The 16,515-nt window shown below is 41.3% G+C and carries 16 protein-coding genes; 6 read left to right on the forward strand and 10 right to left on the reverse strand.

Annotation, left to right across the window (positions count from 1 at the left end; genetic code table 11):
• Nucleotides 1-8: 8 nt before the first annotated feature.
• Both KQP93_RS14255 and KQP93_RS14260 read right to left on the reverse strand, forming a co-directional pair.
• Nucleotides 9-434 carry a GNAT family N-acetyltransferase gene (locus tag KQP93_RS14255; RefSeq protein ID WP_217874954.1) on the reverse strand — a complete coding sequence of 142 codons (426 nt, stop codon included), beginning with the start codon at nucleotides 432-434 and terminating at the stop codon, nucleotides 9-11.
• Nucleotides 435-436: 2 nt separating this feature from the next.
• Nucleotides 437-637: a DUF3283 family protein gene (locus tag KQP93_RS14260; RefSeq protein WP_036966037.1), complete on the reverse strand. Its 201-nt coding sequence runs from the start codon at nucleotides 635-637 to the stop codon at nucleotides 437-439.
• 153 nt (nucleotides 638-790) lie between these two features.
• On the opposite strand from KQP93_RS14260, the gene KQP93_RS14265 reads away from it, so the two are divergent.
• A complete protein-coding gene (locus KQP93_RS14265) occupies nucleotides 791-1,492 on the forward strand; it encodes a transporter substrate-binding domain-containing protein (protein ID WP_254907679.1) in 702 nt (233 codons plus the stop codon).
• On the opposite strand, the gene KQP93_RS14270 is transcribed toward KQP93_RS14265, so the two are convergent.
• The 4 genes from KQP93_RS14270 to zntR form a co-directional block, all read right to left on the reverse strand.
• Nucleotides 1,489-1,734, reverse strand: a complete 246-nt coding sequence (locus tag KQP93_RS14270; RefSeq protein ID WP_055021180.1) for a DUF1289 domain-containing protein — start codon at nucleotides 1,732-1,734, stop codon at nucleotides 1,489-1,491. The two genes, KQP93_RS14265 and KQP93_RS14270, sit on opposite strands and share 4 nt — an antisense overlap.
• A gap of 99 nt (nucleotides 1,735-1,833) precedes the next feature.
• Nucleotides 1,834-2,964 (reverse strand): 1-acyl-sn-glycerol-3-phosphate acyltransferase, encoded by a 1,131-nt coding sequence (locus KQP93_RS14275; protein WP_217874955.1) that lies wholly within the window; start codon nucleotides 2,962-2,964, stop codon nucleotides 1,834-1,836.
• Between the two features lie 155 nt (nucleotides 2,965-3,119).
• Nucleotides 3,120-4,394 (reverse strand): SO_0444 family Cu/Zn efflux transporter, encoded by a 1,275-nt coding sequence (locus KQP93_RS14280; protein WP_217874956.1) that lies wholly within the window; start codon nucleotides 4,392-4,394, stop codon nucleotides 3,120-3,122.
• Nucleotides 4,378-4,791, reverse strand: coding sequence for a Zn(2+)-responsive transcriptional regulator (gene zntR, locus KQP93_RS14285; RefSeq protein WP_082874003.1), 414 nt, complete (start codon nucleotides 4,789-4,791; stop codon nucleotides 4,378-4,380). Before zntR ends, KQP93_RS14280 begins: the two co-directional genes overlap by 17 nt.
• Before the next feature lie 94 nt (nucleotides 4,792-4,885).
• Here zntR and KQP93_RS14290 point away from each other — a divergent pair, with 94 nt between their 5' ends.
• Complete coding sequence (locus KQP93_RS14290) at nucleotides 4,886-5,830, forward strand: D-2-hydroxyacid dehydrogenase (RefSeq protein WP_217874957.1); 945 nt, start codon at nucleotides 4,886-4,888, stop codon at nucleotides 5,828-5,830.
• 163 nt (nucleotides 5,831-5,993) lie between these two features.
• Nucleotides 5,994-6,374, forward strand: coding sequence for a DUF3192 domain-containing protein (locus tag KQP93_RS14295; protein WP_054562759.1), 381 nt, complete (start codon nucleotides 5,994-5,996; stop codon nucleotides 6,372-6,374).
• A gap of 37 nt (nucleotides 6,375-6,411) precedes the next feature.
• Here KQP93_RS14295 and KQP93_RS14300 read toward each other — a convergent pair whose 3' ends face one another.
• The 3 genes from KQP93_RS14300 to KQP93_RS14310 form a co-directional block, all read right to left on the reverse strand.
• Nucleotides 6,412-7,335 (reverse strand): GGDEF domain-containing response regulator, encoded by a 924-nt coding sequence (locus KQP93_RS14300; protein ID WP_062566143.1) that lies wholly within the window; start codon nucleotides 7,333-7,335, stop codon nucleotides 6,412-6,414.
• Nucleotides 7,304-10,732: a response regulator gene (locus tag KQP93_RS14305; RefSeq protein ID WP_217874958.1), complete on the reverse strand. Its 3,429-nt coding sequence runs from the start codon at nucleotides 10,730-10,732 to the stop codon at nucleotides 7,304-7,306. The genes KQP93_RS14300 and KQP93_RS14305 overlap by 32 nt, the downstream gene beginning before the upstream one ends.
• 62 nt (nucleotides 10,733-10,794) lie before the next feature.
• Nucleotides 10,795-12,192 (reverse strand): PhoH family protein, encoded by a 1,398-nt coding sequence (locus tag KQP93_RS14310; protein ID WP_055197676.1) that lies wholly within the window; start codon nucleotides 12,190-12,192, stop codon nucleotides 10,795-10,797.
• A gap of 299 nt (nucleotides 12,193-12,491) precedes the next feature.
• Here KQP93_RS14310 and rapA point away from each other — a divergent pair, with 299 nt between their 5' ends.
• From rapA to nadS, 3 genes are all read left to right on the forward strand, one after another.
• Complete coding sequence (rapA, locus tag KQP93_RS14315) at nucleotides 12,492-15,386, forward strand: RNA polymerase-associated protein RapA (RefSeq protein WP_217874959.1); 2,895 nt, start codon at nucleotides 12,492-12,494, stop codon at nucleotides 15,384-15,386.
• Between the two features lie 128 nt (nucleotides 15,387-15,514).
• On the forward strand, nucleotides 15,515-15,778 hold the full coding sequence (locus tag KQP93_RS14320; RefSeq protein ID WP_254907680.1) for a type II toxin-antitoxin system RelE/ParE family toxin: 264 nt from the start codon (nucleotides 15,515-15,517) through the stop codon (nucleotides 15,776-15,778).
• Between the two features lie 68 nt (nucleotides 15,779-15,846).
• Entirely contained in the window at nucleotides 15,847-16,131 is a 285-nt protein-coding gene (gene nadS / locus KQP93_RS14325; protein WP_217874960.1) for a NadS family protein, read from the forward strand.
• Nucleotides 16,132-16,156: 25 nt separating this feature from the next.
• On the opposite strand, the gene KQP93_RS14330 is transcribed toward nadS, so the two are convergent.
• Nucleotides 16,157-16,387, reverse strand: a complete 231-nt coding sequence (locus KQP93_RS14330) for a hypothetical protein (protein ID WP_217874961.1) — start codon at nucleotides 16,385-16,387, stop codon at nucleotides 16,157-16,159.
• Nucleotides 16,388-16,515 lie beyond the last annotated feature (128 nt).

A 16,515-nucleotide genomic window follows, 5' to 3' on the forward strand; every position in this document is an offset into this window, starting at 1 on the left:
CCAAATTGCTAACTTGGCACTGTGTCACGCGTAAAGTGCATCGCAACTACGTTTCGATGCGCATATACCTCAAACAACGATTGCAAAGAATTGGGTAATGTTAATGCATAGTTAAACCCATTTTGTAGATAAAAATCAATCAGATTTTGGTACACGAAGGTAAAAACTGTCCCTTTTTGTGCGGCGGTTACAGTTGCAAGTAATTGTGAGGCGACCTTTTGACCCCGCCATATTTCATCAACATAAAGGGTAGACAAAAATAACTGACCTGACTGGTCCTGAACCCGGCATGCTGCAATTATTTCTGTTTCTTTGTAAACAACCCATACTTGGTCAGCTTTGCTCGCTCGGCCGCGGGCATTGTGTTTATCATAAAATTTGTTTACTAACGGCGTTTTAATTGGCTCAAGTAAACAAAATCTAAACGCAGCCATGGTTAGCTCATTAACGAAAGGTAATGCTCAAACTGCTGTTTAAGAAAAGCCTGCTCAGACATAGGACGGTTGTTTATTGCAGTGTAAACGCCTTCGCGGGTGTTTTTACCGCGCTTTATTTGATAAGCCCAAAAAGACGCTTCGTAATCCAATTGAATTTGATATTTTTGCTCTCGTGGCAATTTACATAGATTGAAACTCATACTTTCTCAGCAATAAATTTTTGATTTAGCTAGTATAACAAAATTAACAGGCTTTAATCCCTTTTATTAGCTTAAAAAGCCCGTGGATAAGCTTGATTTTGGAGACACATATCAGTAAATTAACGTGCAATTTATGTACGCAAGGAACGCACGTTGTCGAAGTATCTGAGTCACGGATTTGCCTTATTTTTGCTGTTTTTTTGCTTATCATGTAGTGCCAGCACCAATTTACTGATCTTTAATCGCCCTGCCGATACGCCACAAGCTCGCTATGTTATTGATTTAATGAAAATGGCATACAAAGAAATCGGTTATGAAATACATATTATCGATTTCAATCATCAAAATGCGTTAGTTGCTGCTAACCAAGGTGTGCTCGATGGGCAGCTAGGCCGCATTGCTAATGTTAAAGATGATTACCCAAATTTATTAAAAGTAGACTATCCGCTTTTTGATTTTAATCTAGTGCTGTTGAAAAACTGCCAAGAATGCCAATATGAAGATCTTAAATCGTTAGCAATTCAGTCAAGCTACCCGGCAGCACAGAGTTATATCGAAAGTAATCCATTTGATGGTGATGTAATCAAAGTAAGAAATGTCACTGCGCAGCTTAACTTACTAACGCAAAAACGTGTTGAAGGAACAATATTACTAGACTTTTTATTGTCGACTAAGCATCCGGGGTTTGATCAAACAGCCTTTCATAAACAGGTTTTAATGCCAATGCAGAGCTTTCATTTTGTGCATAAACGACATAAAGCGATAATTCCGCAACTGACTAAAGTACTTAAAAAGCTTGATGAAAACGGCACGGTGCAATTTTTAAAATCGAAATACAACCTCAGTAAATTTTAAAAATCAAAACCGCCTTGCTCAGGATTTGTTTGTTGCTGCTCTGCCTGCTGTTTTTTCTGAAGGAAACGTTTATAGCGCTGTTGGCACAAGCTAATTACTTTACGTTTTTCTGCATTGGTAAACTTATTCCAATAAAAGCGCTCATCGCGACTACGGTAGCAACCTTTACAATAGCCTCGGTTATTAACTTGGCATATCCCTTTGCAAGGGCTTGGAATTTCAAATATTTCAATTTGTTGCATCACAAATGCCAGTTAATAAACAATACTAAAAGTATAGCCTGAAAATTAACCATAAAAAAAGCCACTTTAAAAAGTGGCTTCTTAAACTAACTGTATCGCTTACTCAGACTCGCTTGTGGCAAGTTCTGCTTTACGATGAAAAGGCTTAGCATACATGGCTAAGACCAAAGGTTTTAGCTCCTCTGGCACTTTTGCTAGTCGCTCGTTAAAGGCAGCTGCATCTTTTTCGTCAATCACAGCTTGCGTACAACCACCCGCTATATAGTTACCTGGGTGCAAGAAAAACGAATCAACAATTTGCTGATCAATGGTTTTTGCCAGCTCTTCAGGTGATTCGCAGCCCGACTCAATTGGCTCACCAAACGCTAAATGTACATGTCCTTTGGCTGTGCTAAAACCTTCAACAATACTAGCAATGTCTTCACCTTGCTGTTTCACATACTGACCATGTTGCTGTTTGTGATAAAGCTCTTTCGCTTTAGCAATCGCGCATGGCTCGTATTGATAAGAGATAGACACAGGCACAATTTTTAATTCGCGTACGTACTCAGCAAATTCTTTTTTCTGCTTACGACCTTGTAACTGCAACATTTTAAGTAGAGCAGGATCTGTTTGGTCAAAACCGTCTTTTGCTCGGCCTTCTTTTTGCGCTATCCAAATTGAGTGGCCTTCAGCAAGTGAGTCATAGATATAAGCAGACAACTGCGACAGCGCTTTTAACATCTCTTTCGGTGCTTTCGCTGAGCGCTTTACAATAAAGCTTTTGTTTAAACGCATTAACTCAGTGATATACGGAATTTGCAGTAAGTTATCACCAATGGCGATGCGAACTGTCGGCATGTTGTGCTTGAACAAGCCCCAATTCACCAGCGCTGGATCAAGCACGATATCGCGGTGATTCGAAATAAATAAGTAGGCTTGTTTTGGGTCTAGTTTATCGATGCCAGAAAACGTTACTTCTGAGGTGGTACGGGTGATTAGCTTATTTAAATAATCAGCCACTTCATGTTGAACTTGCTCAACCGATGCGGTGCTGCCCCACTTTTTACGCAGCTGGCTGCGCACTAATGGGCGAGTAATAAATGGGAAGTTCGATAAAAAGCGCGGTAGGTTATACTTAGCGATTACATCTACAAAGGCATTATCAGCAATCAAACGCGCTACTGAATCAGCTACTTCATCATCATTGTAAGGTCTTATGTCGGCGTATTTATCCACACTCTCACTCATTAAAAACTACTTAAGTTAAAAAACGGCACGCAGAGCGTGCCGTTAAAAATAATTGGCGGATTATAACTCAGACAATTTTAAATGCGAACCGAGACGCGATAGTTAACCAAATTAAATGCCAATTAATGTAGAAAATATATATCTATAACAAATAATTAAGCAATGCTCTTACCAGTTTGCGACGACTTTTTTAATACCATTTTTAGCAGTAATCTAAGCATTAAAATTGCCAACACAATACCTGCTGTAAGGCTTAACCAATGAGGTAGAACTTCGTGTTCTTCGCCCATCATCGGCGCCACCACAAAACCATATTGCGCCACTAAATAATCGGTTAAAAAGCCAAATGCTAGCGCCGTGCCAATCACCCCTATTAAGTAAGCAAATACCGCACGCCTGCCAAGCTCTTTTCCAACCACACCAAGCGTTGCAATATTGGTTGCCGGTCCAGCTAACATAAACACTAGCACTGCCCCCGGAGACACACCGCTGAGTAATAAGCCTGCCGCTATGGGTGTCGATGCAGTCGCACAGATATACATAGGAATACTGATTAAAATAACCACCAGCATCGCAATGATGCCATTACCCCACTGGCTTAAATAAGATTCTGGTACATAAGTTTGTACTAGAGCAGCAAAGAATAAGCCGATCATTAGCCAAATCATGGTGTCTTCAAGCAGCTTGTTACAACTAAAGCTCACCGCGCGTTTGAATTTGCTAAAACGACTTTCAACGGCTTTAGTTGATTGCTCAGCGCTACAACAGCTTTTCTGCGAAGGTGCAGCTTTTTCTGTTGAGCAACTGTGTTGCTGCTCCTGTGTAGGTTGCGATTCCTTACTACTACAACAACTTGTTGTTTCAACAGGCTCTTTAAGAGTTTGCTTACTACAACAGCTTTTTGCGAGCTTAGCAGGTGTCTTTTTACTGCAACAGCTTGATGTGGTCACAGGCTCTGGCTGTTTACTGCTACAACAAGAGTCTGTTTTGGTGCTTTCTTTATCTGATTGTGTACTTTGCGGTTGATGAAGTTCACTGTCTTTGCCCACTAAGACACCGGCCACAATGGCACTGCACACGGCTGCAATAGGGCGTATTACCGCCATAAATGGGCCAAGTAACACATAAGATACCGAAACCGAATCGACCCCTGTTTCAGGGGTTGAAACTAAAAATGCCGTGGTGGCACTTTTTGACGCCCCCGCCCTTCTTAAACCAATGGCCGCAGGGATCACACCACATGAACACAAGGGCATTGGAGCCCCAATAAAGGCTGCTTTAACTGTGGTCCATAAACCTTCTTTGCCTAAATGCCGGTTAAGAAAGTTAGCAGGCAAATACACATTGAGAAGACCCGCTATGAATAAGCCAAGCATTAACCAAGGCGCTGAGAGTAAAAACAGATGCCAAAAATTATTGAGTAAGTCCATCGATATCCTCCAGCGTCGTTAGTATTGAGCAATTTTCAGCAGGTTCTTCACCGCCACAACATTTATCTGCCAATAATGAAAGTGAGTCATAAAAGCGAGTTAGCTCTGCAATTCGTTGTGCAACGAGATCGCGTTTTTGTAACGTCATTTCTTTAACTTCATGACAAGAATGCTGATCTTTATGAAACTTAATTTGCAGCAACTCTTTGATCTCAGCCAGACTAAAGCCAACATTCTTTGCTCTGAGAATAAACGCCATTTGTTTATAGTCATTCTCAGAATAAAAACGATATCCCACGTCTGAACGCGAACTAGGCGTTAACAAACCATGCTTTTCGTAGTACCGTAGCGTATCTGTTGAGACACCCAACTGACGGGCAAACTCACCTATTTTCATCACCGTCTCCATTGTGAAGCGTTTAATTATTATGCTCACTATAAACCTTGGAGTACACCCCAAGGTCAAGCAATAAATTAAAAAAGGAAAGCACATGAATATTACTGTCCTTGATGCAGCGACATTAGCCAACACTTCGTTAGATGCCCTAGCGCAATTAGGTAAATTAACCTGTTACGACTTAACCGCCCAAGAACAGGTTGTTGAGCGCTGCGAAGATGCCGATGTCGTTATCAGTAATAAAGTGGTGATTGATCAGCACGCCATGAGCAAATTAACTAATTTAAAATTAATATGTGTTGCAGCGACGGGTACTAACAACATTGATTTAGATGCAGCCAAAGAACATAACATCGCTGTGACCAATGTCGCATGCTATTCAACACCGAGTGTGGTGCAGCATACCTTTACTCTCATCACTAATTTATTGGGCAATACTCACAGATACATTAATGATTGCCAGCAAGGCTTATGGCAGCAAAGCCCTATGTTTTGCCGATTAGATTACAGCTTTAATGAAATTGCCGGCAAAACACTGGCTATTGTTGGCTATGGCTCACTGGGTAAAGCCGTTGCCGATGTAGCACGCGCCTTTGGTGCCAATGTCATCATTAGTGAACGAAAAGGCCAAACGCCTCGTGAAGGTCGTGTTAGTTTCAATGATGCCCTAACCACGGCCGATATTATTAGTGTTCACTGCCCGCTTACTGATGAAACACGCAACCAAATCGCCGCGGCAGAATTAAGCATGATGAAACCGTCAGCTATCATCATTAATACTGCTCGTGGTGGGATCATCAATGAAGCCGATTTAGCTGATGCATTAGCTAATAATGTCATAGCCGGAGCTGGTGTTGATGTACTCAGTAAAGAACCCGCAGAGCACGAAAACCCGCTGGCACAATACAAAGGTGCAAACTTATTACTTACCCCACACATTGCATGGGCCAGCCAAGAGTCTATCGTGCGCTTAGTTAACGAAATTGCGTTAAATATCCAAGCATTTAATCAAGACGAAACTCGTAACAGGTTGGTCTAAATAGCAATTTATTAGTCAATAGAGCTAAGTAGTTAGTAATTTATTACTTAGTCTATTGACTAAAAACAACCTAAATAATTGATTTAGTTATGATTTAACAATTTGGCAAGCAGCTTGCTATTAAGTGAATAACTATAAAACAATTTCTTCGGGATAAAATAACATGAAAAAAGCACTTCTAATTGCCGCGCTAACTGCACCATTTTTAACTGGTTGTGTCATTGCTGTTTCTGACGGTGAAGCTGACACACATTGGGCAGGTAACTCTTCTAGCTGGCAGAAACAGCATAAAAACAACCGTGAAGTGATTTCTAACCTTGCATTAGATACGAGCTACCAAACTGTATTAAATAAACTAAATACACCTAACTTTACCGAGTTATTAAAGCAAGGTGATGATGTTTACCAAGTATTATTCTATGCAACGCATAGTATTCACTCTGATGGCAAGATGACTAAAGACGAGTGTACGCCACTCGTATTTAAAAATGATAAGTTAATTGGCGTGGGTGATACGATTTATAAATCGCTAAGTAACGGCTAATTAGCATATTTAAGTTCTGTAAGTAGGCAGCTATTGCCTACTTATGTTCGCTCACCGCTATCATTCTCGATACTATCTGATCTCGTCCGGCATCCTTAGCCTGATAAAGACCTAAATCAGCTTCTTCAAGCAAAGTTTGTTCTGCATAAACCTGACCATTTTCTGTGGTCGCAATACCTATACTAATTGTGACATGGTCAGCATTTAGCGACGCTTTGTGTGGAATGTTTAAATCATTCACGGCATTGCGCAATTTATTTGCAAACGACATAGCCTCTTTCGCTGAAGTATTGGGTAACACCGCAGCAAACTCTTCACCACCATAACGAGCAACAAAGTCACTGCCTCGTTCACAAGCTCCAACTAAGGCATGAGCAATTTGTTTTAAGCAATCATCACCTGCTCGGTGACCATAGCAATCGTTGTAACGTTTAAAGTGATCAACATCCATCAATAACACCGATAACGGGGTTTGATCTCGACGGCAACGACGCCACTCTCGCGCTAAATTTTCATCTAAATAACGTCGGTTTGGGATCTCTGTTAAGCCATCAATTGAGGCGAGCATTTCGAGTAAGTCATTTTTTTGTTTGATCAGCAGCTGATTGCGCACTCGAGCACGCACGATAGCAGCACTAAATGGTTTAGTGATGTAGTCCATCGCGCCTAATTCAAGGCCCTTCGCTTCGTCATCATGGCTGGTATTGGCTGAAATAAATATTACAGGCAGCATACTGGTGGTCGCGCTTTCTTTTAATTTAGTAAGCACTTCGTAGCCGTCAATGCCGGGCATTACAATATCCAAGATCAACAAATCAACAGTTTGCGTTTTTAAAAACGTCAGTGCTTTTTCGCCACTCTCAACACAAAAAACATCATAGTCTTGCTGCAATGTTTTCTCTAATACCAAGCGGTTTAACGGATCGTCATCAACAATCAGTACCTTGGCTCTTTTCAACATCAGTAGATCCTTGTTCGATGATAAATGCGATGACCTGTTTCATTTGCCATTGCAACTCATCATTTAATTGTTCGGGCAGTTCGCCATCGGCCTTAAGCCTAGCTTCACATTGCTGAGCGCACGCTGACAATCGCTTAAAACCGAGATTTCCGGCTGACCCTTTTACATTATGAACCACACGGACCAACTCATCGGTAGTTTTTAATGTAGAGATTTGTAATAACTGCTCTGCTGCCATAGTCGCAAACTTCGACAACATAGTTAATACTAACTTAGTATTGTTTGCAAACTGAGACAGTATAAAAGCTTGATCAAAAAAGACTTCTTTTGTGTTATCGAGTTCACTCATTGCTAAAAACAACTTACTAGCAACAATCGGTTTAGTTAAATGCTTATTCATACCCGCCGCGATTGAATGCTCAATATCTTCGCTTTCACTGTGTGCAGTGAGTGCGTAAATCGGCATTTGCTCTTTGGTGAATGACTGACGAATAATACGCGTTGCCTGACAACCATCCATTTCTGGCATCTGAATATCCATAAAAATGAGATCGGGCCTTAAGCTATTTGCCAGCTCAATGCCTTTTTCACCACTGTGTGCACACACAACGGTGACATCAATTTGCTCTAAAATGCTTTTAATAATGCTTAAATTAAGCGGGTTATCATCCACAGCCAGCACTAACGTGCCAGATAAATCAGTACTAGAAGGCAATGAAACCAGTTCTTTTTTCACAGGCTCCGCGGCTTTATCAAGCTGTAAGCAAAAGCAAAATTCACTGCCTTTACCTTTTTCACTTTCAAGCTTAATTTCGCCTCCCATTAGCGCAACTTCGTACTTAACAATCGCTAAGCCTAAGCCAACCCCCTGATGAGAGCGCGTTAATGATTCATCACCTTGAGTAAATGCATCAAATAAGCGGCTTTGATCTGCCTTGCTAATACCAATGCCCGTGTCTTTAACAGTAAAACAAATGAGTTGCTGCTCAGCTGACTCTTCCACCAGCATTAAGTTTAGTGTCACTGTGCCCAGTTCGGTGAATTTTGCAGCGTTTGTCAGTAAATTAGCCAGTACTTGCTGCAAGCAAATTTGATCACCCACTAAGTTATCGCTAATGCTTTTATCGCATTCAACTTTAAACTCGATATCTTTATTTGCACATAATGGAGCGGTAATTCCCTCACAGTAGTCGATTAAGTCAGGCACCCTAAAAGGGGTTTTATTAAGTTGTACTTGCGAGCTTTCAGCGCGGGCAAAATCGAGCATACGATTTAATAAAGTAAGCAAGCTATTGGCCGCTGATTTAGCTTGTTCGGCATGGTTACGCTGCGACTGTGTTAGCCCTTGCAATGCAATCACGTCAATTAAGCCTAGTACTGCATTGAGTGGTGTGCGAATTTCATGACTGAGGTTAGCAATAAATCGGCTTTTAGCTAATGTTGCCCGCTCTGCGTCATCTTTTGCTGTTACTAAATCTGTCACATCCTGTACATGAACAACATAGTAATCAGGTGTTTGCTCAGCATTCCAAACTAATGACACACTAATTTGTAGCCAGCGCTGCTGCTCTTGTTGCTCAAGACTAAAGTGATAAACTTTTTTCTTCTCATGCAACAGCTCTGTCAGGGTATTTTTTAACGTCTGATAAGACGTCTCGGCAAATAAGTCTATTAATTTGAGGTCATTGGCGTTTTCAATTGCAAATATTTTGCGTGCCGCTTTGTTTGCTTGTAGCACCTGATCATCAAGTGATACCAACAGCACCCCATTAGCGGCATATTCCATGGCGCTACGTAATTTTGCTTCGGAGCTTTGTAATGCATTGAGCGCATTATGCTGCTCGGTAATATCACGACCAATCGCCATGGTGCCAAGAAACTGCTGATGCTCGTTGTAAAATGGCACGATGCTAAATAGATAACTGTTATCTTCGGTGGTCAATCTTTTTTGATAAGCTTGGCGGTCTTTGAGTACTTGCTTTTCAAGCTCGTTTAACTCGCCGTTATCATCACTAATATCACATAATTGCTGGCCTACAAGCTTCTCTTGTGGCAAACCAATATAGCGCTCATACGCCTTATTACAGCCTAAAAACGAACCATCAATATTCTTAAAATAAATTAGATCAGGTACGTTATTAAGCATGGTATTTAATAGCGCTAAGTGACGCTCTTTCGCATCAATACTACGACGCAATTGTTTTGATTTTACCTGCACTTGCGAATCAAGCGCTTTATTTGCCTCTTGTAATGATTGGACTAGCTCTTCATTACGGCTAAACACTTTTTTCACACGGCTGAACCAAGGCTGCCAATCGACAGGAATACGATAATGAACCAACGCTTGTTTGCCTTCATCATGCTGCTCAAGATAATTCATTAAGTGTGTCATTGGTTTTACAAAAATGCGCTGACTCAACCAAAAAACAGCGCTGAACATCATTACTAAGAACACACTCAAAAATGCGAACTCTAAAAAAATGTCGTAGCCTACAGGTTCACTCAGGGCTTGCTTTGATTCATAGAAACGAGTGTAAATAGGTAAGTTGGTAGCTTCTTGTACTAAATGACTGTGATTACTCTTGCGCATATCTACCGTGACATTGGGCCAATGTTCGCTAGCACTGACGGCTGTATTAAGCGCTGTTTTTGAGCTGGCAATGACTTGGTTATCTTGGTTGATAAAAATATACTCACCATAGTTAGGCGCTATTTTTGTTAACCAGTTAGAAATTGCTTTAAGGTCATAAATCAACACGATGTAATCGCGACTACTAGCGGCTCGTTGCTTGCCAATAGCAAAGTAGGCATGACCATTAATCGTCAACACAGAACTCGAAGCAAGTTTGTTGCTATTTATTGATAAAGGTCGAAATTTGTTATCTAACACACTGGTCAGAAACTCACTTTTTGCTGTACTTCGGCGCTTAATATAAACAAAGCCTTGCTCATTAACATAAGCCACGGCTTCTAAAGATTGAATAAGTGACAGCGTGGTATTAAAAGACGGACCGAGGGCAATAACTCGCCGCCATTGATTAATTGCATAAGCCGTTGAGGCGAACTTTCCTTGCCCGACTATCTCCCCCACTCCATCGCCAACACTTTGATAGTAATAGTGATCGTATTGATTCACATTACGTGCCCAACTAGGATCAAAATCATATGAAAGTGGCTGCTCGTAAAGCTTGAACATGGTGTCTATGAGGCCATCTGCGGCACGCATAGCATGGCTAAGCTGAGCTGAAATATTATTAAAGCCGTTTTGCCTGCTTTCTATCGCCCGCTCAAGTTTTAAATTATATAGGTGTAAACACAAAAAAAACGCCACCAGCAGCGGCACAATAAGTGCCACTGCTAAAGAGCGATAATAATGCTTTAACGGTAAAAAATTCACTGGCTTATAAGTACCTTACCTCGTTAACAGCTAGGTTAACGAGGCATAGGAATACTGGCAAGTTATAAATTTTCTTCAGCAAAGCTGGCTAAGCGACTACGTACCACACCGTTTAAGTTAACGGTAGCACTGCCCTGAAAATCTTTAAAACGTTCAACAATATAGGTTAAGCCTGAGGTAACTGGGGTGAGGTAGTTACTATCAATTTGCGCCAAGTTACCTGAGCAAATGAGTTTAGTGCCTTCACCGCAGCGAGTAATAATGGTCTTCAGTTGTGAAGCGGTTAAGTTTTGACTTTCATCCAAAATAACAACCGCGTTTTGAATACTACGGCCACGCATAAAGTTTACTGATTTAAACTGTACGTTGGCTTTTTCCATAATGTAATTACGACTCGAAATTGGATTTTCATCCCCTTTATGCAGCACTTCTAAAGTATCTGTGATAGCAGCTAACCACGGCGCCATTTTCTCTTCTTCAGTGCCCGGTAAAAAGCCAATTGATTCAGCAATTTCTGGGGTATTACGAGTGACAATAACTTTATCGTAAATACCTTTTTCAATAATCATTTCAAGGGCACTAGCAAGAGCGAGTAAGGTTTTACCACAGCCGGCAGGGCCTGTTAAAATCACCAATTCAATACTTGGGTCAAGTAGCGCATCAAGTGCCATCCCTTGATACACATTTTTTGGCTTAACGCCCCAAGCGGTGTGGCTCATCAAGCGCTCAACACTAATATCCTTTAAAGTAATTTGTTTATCATCGTAGCTTGTTACTCGAGCTGCAAAGTGGTCGCTTTCATCTAAAATATATTCATTGCAGAACACATCGCTAATCGTGCTTTTTGCCACATGATGATAGGTATCTCGGCCTTGCTGCTCTGTTTCGCACTCTCCAACCTGTTGCCAAAAATCACCTTCAATTTTTTTATAGCCGCTTGTAAGCAACGCTATGTCGTCAATTAATTGGTCTGTTCTGTAGTCTTCAACAAATTTAAGCCCTGCCCCCTTCGCTTTGAGGCGCATATTGATGTCTTTAGTGACAAGCACCACCTTGCTATCGCTGTGTTGCTTCTGTAAATGAACAGCACAATTGATGATGCGATGGTCGTTTTCGTTGCCTGGTAACCCCGAAATACTGTCTGCAAATAAATGGTCATTAACGATAATTAAGCGGCCACGAGATTCTGATTTAGCCTTTTTGTTACTAGGGAGCGCGACACCCTGCAACATTTGCTCTGGCGAAGCGTCCTTTAACACTTCATCTAAACCACGAATAGCAACACGGGCGTCACGGCTAACGTCATGTTTCCTATCTTTAATGTGGTCGAGCTCTTCTAATACTGTCATGGGGATAACAACATCATGTTCTTGGAAAGATAAATAAGCGAGGGGTTCGTGGAGTAATACATTGGTATCGAGCACATACATTTTACTATCAAGGTTCGAAGCTTTTTCCATAGCACTTTCCTTACGTTTTATGATTTTTATGCTATACCCAATAAACTAAACAAGCGGCGGATGAAGCTATGGTTTATTCGTCAGGTATATACTCAGTTTAGTCTATTTACGACAAAAGTCCTTTTTATGACAAACAAATATACAATTATTTAACTGGTTAAAATACATACAATTTTTACCATTAATAATGGCTTAAAAAGGTTGACTAAATTTAATTGTGTGCGGCGAGTTTACTGCCTTGAAGTAGCATGGCGTTACAGGTAACATAGCCGCCTTTTTTCTTCATAGACGAGACATACATGAATTTTTCCTTAGGTCAGCGTTGGATCAGTGATACTGAGTCAGATTTAGGATTAGGCACCGTTGTTGCCCTTGAAGGCCGTCAGGTCAGCATTTTATTTCCAGCCAGTGGAGAAAACAGAGTTTATTCTTTAACAGAAGCACCTGTTACTCGTGTCGCATTTAATCCAGGTGATATTATTCGCAGCGTTGAAGAGTGGGAATTAGAAGTCGAGTCTGTTGAAGAACAAGGCGAGTTACTATGCTATCACGGCATTCGCGTTGATAATGGTGAAAAAGCGCAGTTAAAAGAAACCTTTTTAGATCACTTTATCAAATTCAATAAACCTCAAGACCGTTTATTTGCGGGCCAAGTGGACCGTTTTGACCGCTATACGCTTCGTTACCAAACTTGGCAGCACCAGTTTGAGCGCCAACAATCACCTTTAAAAGGTTTAGTTGGTCAACGTGCAAACCTTATTCCGCATCAGCTTTATATCGCACAAGAAGTGGGTAAACGTTTTGCACCACGCGTATTACTTTCTGATGAAGTGGGTTTAGGTAAAACCATTGAAGCAGGTATGATTTTACATCAACAAATCATCAGTGGCCGTGCTAGCCGCGTATTGATTGTTGTGCCTGAAAACTTACAGCATCAGTGGTTAGTAGAAATGCTACGCCGCTTTAACTTACGTTTTTCAATCTTTGATGAAGAACGTTGTGATGAAGCATTTGCAGACTCTCCAAACGTATTCGAAACAGAACAGTTAGTACTTACTAGCCTTGAGTTCTTAAGCAAGAAAAAACGCTGGTTTGAGCAAGCAACTCTGGCTGATTGGGATTTATTGGTTGTTGATGAAGCGCACCATTTAAGTATCAATAATGGTAAGCCAAGCACTGAATACCAACGTATGGCAGAGTTAAGCCAAGACATTCCGGGTCTTATCTTATTAACTGCAACGCCAGACCAACTTGGTCACCGCAGTCACTTTGCCCGCTTGCAATTACTCGACCCAGATCGTTTCTACGACTACGATGCGTTTGTTGAAGAAGAAAGTAACTACAAAGAGGTTGCTGAAGCTGCTAATCAATTACTGGGTGAAAAAGGCCTTGATGATACATCTCGTGCAACATTAAAAGAGCTATTAAAAGAAACCGATATCACTGAGCTTTTAGCCAAAGCAGAGCAAGGTGATGAAACGGCGCGCAACGAAATTTTATCAATGCTGCTGGACCGCCATGGTACGGGTCGTATTTTATTTAGAAATAGCCGCAGCGGTATTGATGGTTACCCAAGCCGTAAGCTTCATGCATACCCTATGGCAATGCCTAAACAATATAAAACGGCGATGTCGGTACTGGGTAACATGGGCGGCATTCAAAATGCTGAATTAACGGCACTTCGTGCTCTATTCCCTGAAAAGATCTTCCAAGAGTTTGAAGGTGAAAATGCCAGCTGGGGCGCATTTGACCCACGTGTTGATTGGTTAATCGAAACCTTAAAAAACCTTAAACACGAAAAAGTACTGCTTATTTGTGCTAAAGCCGAAACCGCACTTAGCCTAGAACAGATTTTACGTGAGCGTGAAGCAATTAAAGCCTCTGTTTTCCACGAAGGCATGTCGATTGTTGAACGTGACCGTGCAGCGGCTTACTTTGCCGATGAGTACGACAGCGCCCAAATTCTACTTTGTTCTGAAATTGGTTCTGAAGGTCGTAACTTCCAATTCTCGCATCACCTAGTATTGTTTGATTTACCACTTAATCCAGACTTACTTGAGCAACGCATTGGTCGTCTTGACCGTATTGGTCAAACTCAAGACGTAAACATTCACGTGCCGTATTTTGAAAACACCGCACAAGAGGTGCTACTTCGTTGGTACAACGAAGGCTTAGATGCGTTTGAAACAACATCGACAACAGGGCAAATGCTGTATAAAGAGTATGGCGAAGAATTGCTTGAGTTTATTGGTGCACACAATTGCGACGAAGAAGAGCTAGACCCACTACTAGAACAAGTTGCAGGTCAAAATGCCAAGCTTCGTAAGCAAATGGAAAGTGGTCGTGACCGCTTACTAGAGCTGCATTCAAGTGGCCAAGGCCGAGCAGAAAGCCTTGTGGCTGATATCGAAGAGTTAGACGATCAATTCACGCTACCAAGCTATATGATCAATGTTTTCGACACCTTTGGTGTAAGCCAAGAAGATAAAGGTGAAAATACCATTATCTTAAAACCAACTGAGCACATGCTAAATCCATCTTTCCCATGCTTAAAAGATGATGGCATCACAGTAACGTTTGATCGCAGCACCTCGCTTTCGCAAGAAGACGCCCACTTCATCAGCTGGGACCACCCTATGGTGCAAGGCAGCTTAGACATGATTTGTGATGATGACTTTGGTACTGCCTCTGTGGCATTACTGAAAAACAAAAAGCTACCTGCTGGTACCTTCTTTGTTGAGCTTATTTTCATTGCTGAAGCCATGGCGCCTAAAGCACTTCAGGTTGGCCGCTTCTTGCCGCCAACGCCTATTCGTATCTTATTAGATAAGGGCAGTAACAATCTGGCTGATAATGTTGCTTTTGATGCTTTCAATCAGCAGTTGTCTGCGGTTGGTCGCCAAACTGCAAGTAAATTAGCAAGCGCGCTACAAAGTGCCATTCATCCAATGATCACCAGCGCACAAGGCATGGCACAAACCAAGCTAGAAGCACTGCGTGCTGAATCACTAGAGAAAATGCAAACTGCCCTTGGTGAAGAGCAAGCTCGTTTAACGGCACTTAAGCAGATCAACCCGAATATTCGTGATGAGGAGCTTAGCTTTTTTGATAAACAGCGTAGCGAACTCACGACTTACATCGAAAAAGCCCAAGTTAAACTGGATGCAATTCGTTTAATTGTCGTTTCACACTAACGTTAAATCGCTAAGCTAAAACCATAAACGCGATGTGCTTTCACATCGCGTTTTTTATTACCCTCACATTGACCTTACCGAAACAAGGTGTACACTGTACACAACATAGATTAAATGGAATTAATGCTATGACACATGCAATTGAATTTATAGAAACCTCCATCTTCACTAGGCAAATAAAGCAAATTGCCACTGACGATGAGTTACGAAGTTTGCAAGTTGAACTAATAGCCAACCCTCTGAAAGGAGAGCTAATAAAAGAGACTGGTGGGCTTAGAAAAGTACGAATGGCAACGGGTCACAAAGGTAAAAGCGGTAGCACCCGAGTTATTTATGTTGTTGCTCATTTAGAACGTATTTACTTTGTTTTGGCATATCATAAAGCAACTTAAACTACTCTTAGTAAGTCTGAAAAGGCTCAGCTAAAAGAGTTAGTTATTAAACTAAAAGTTGAATAATCATGAGCTTATTTGATGAGTTGAAAACTTCTTTACAAGAAGCTGTTGAAATTGAAAAGCAAAAAGTCGCTCCAGCACGTAGTACTCAATTCGATATCGCCGATGTAAAAGCCATACGTATGAAACTGAATGTTTCTCAAGCAGAATTCGCTAAGGCACTTGGGACCAGTGCAGACACCATAAAAAGCTGGGAAACTAAACGGAGAAACCCAACTGGGTTAGCTGCCAAAGTGCTGGCTACGATTCAAGATAACCCTAACTTCTATTTTGAAATTGCGGCTCATTAGCTAACAGCAAAGCCATGATGAATGTTTATACAAAAAACACCACAAGGGTAATAATTACGGCCACTGCCGCTAGCTTGCAAAATAACTTAGCTAAGCTTTTGTTTCTTTGTATTAAATCGTCTTTGTAAGCTTGCTTCAAATATACTGCTTGTAGGTCTGAAAAACCTTTACAGTGTGGGCATTCTGGCTCTAGGTCATTAACTTCTAGGCCACAACGTGTACAAGGTTTACTGCGAATTAAGCCAAGGCAAAACATTCACTTGTCCTTTTATTTAAACTCCATAGCTGAATTTACTGTATCTTAGCTGCTACACGAAAGCCAGCACTGGCATTGTGTATGCGCTCATACTCCTTTAAAATAGCGCCCTTGCATATCATCGAGGC

The organism is Pseudoalteromonas shioyasakiensis, assembly GCF_019134595.1.
Taxonomy (GTDB): domain Bacteria; phylum Pseudomonadota; class Gammaproteobacteria; order Enterobacterales; family Alteromonadaceae; genus Pseudoalteromonas; species Pseudoalteromonas shioyasakiensis_A.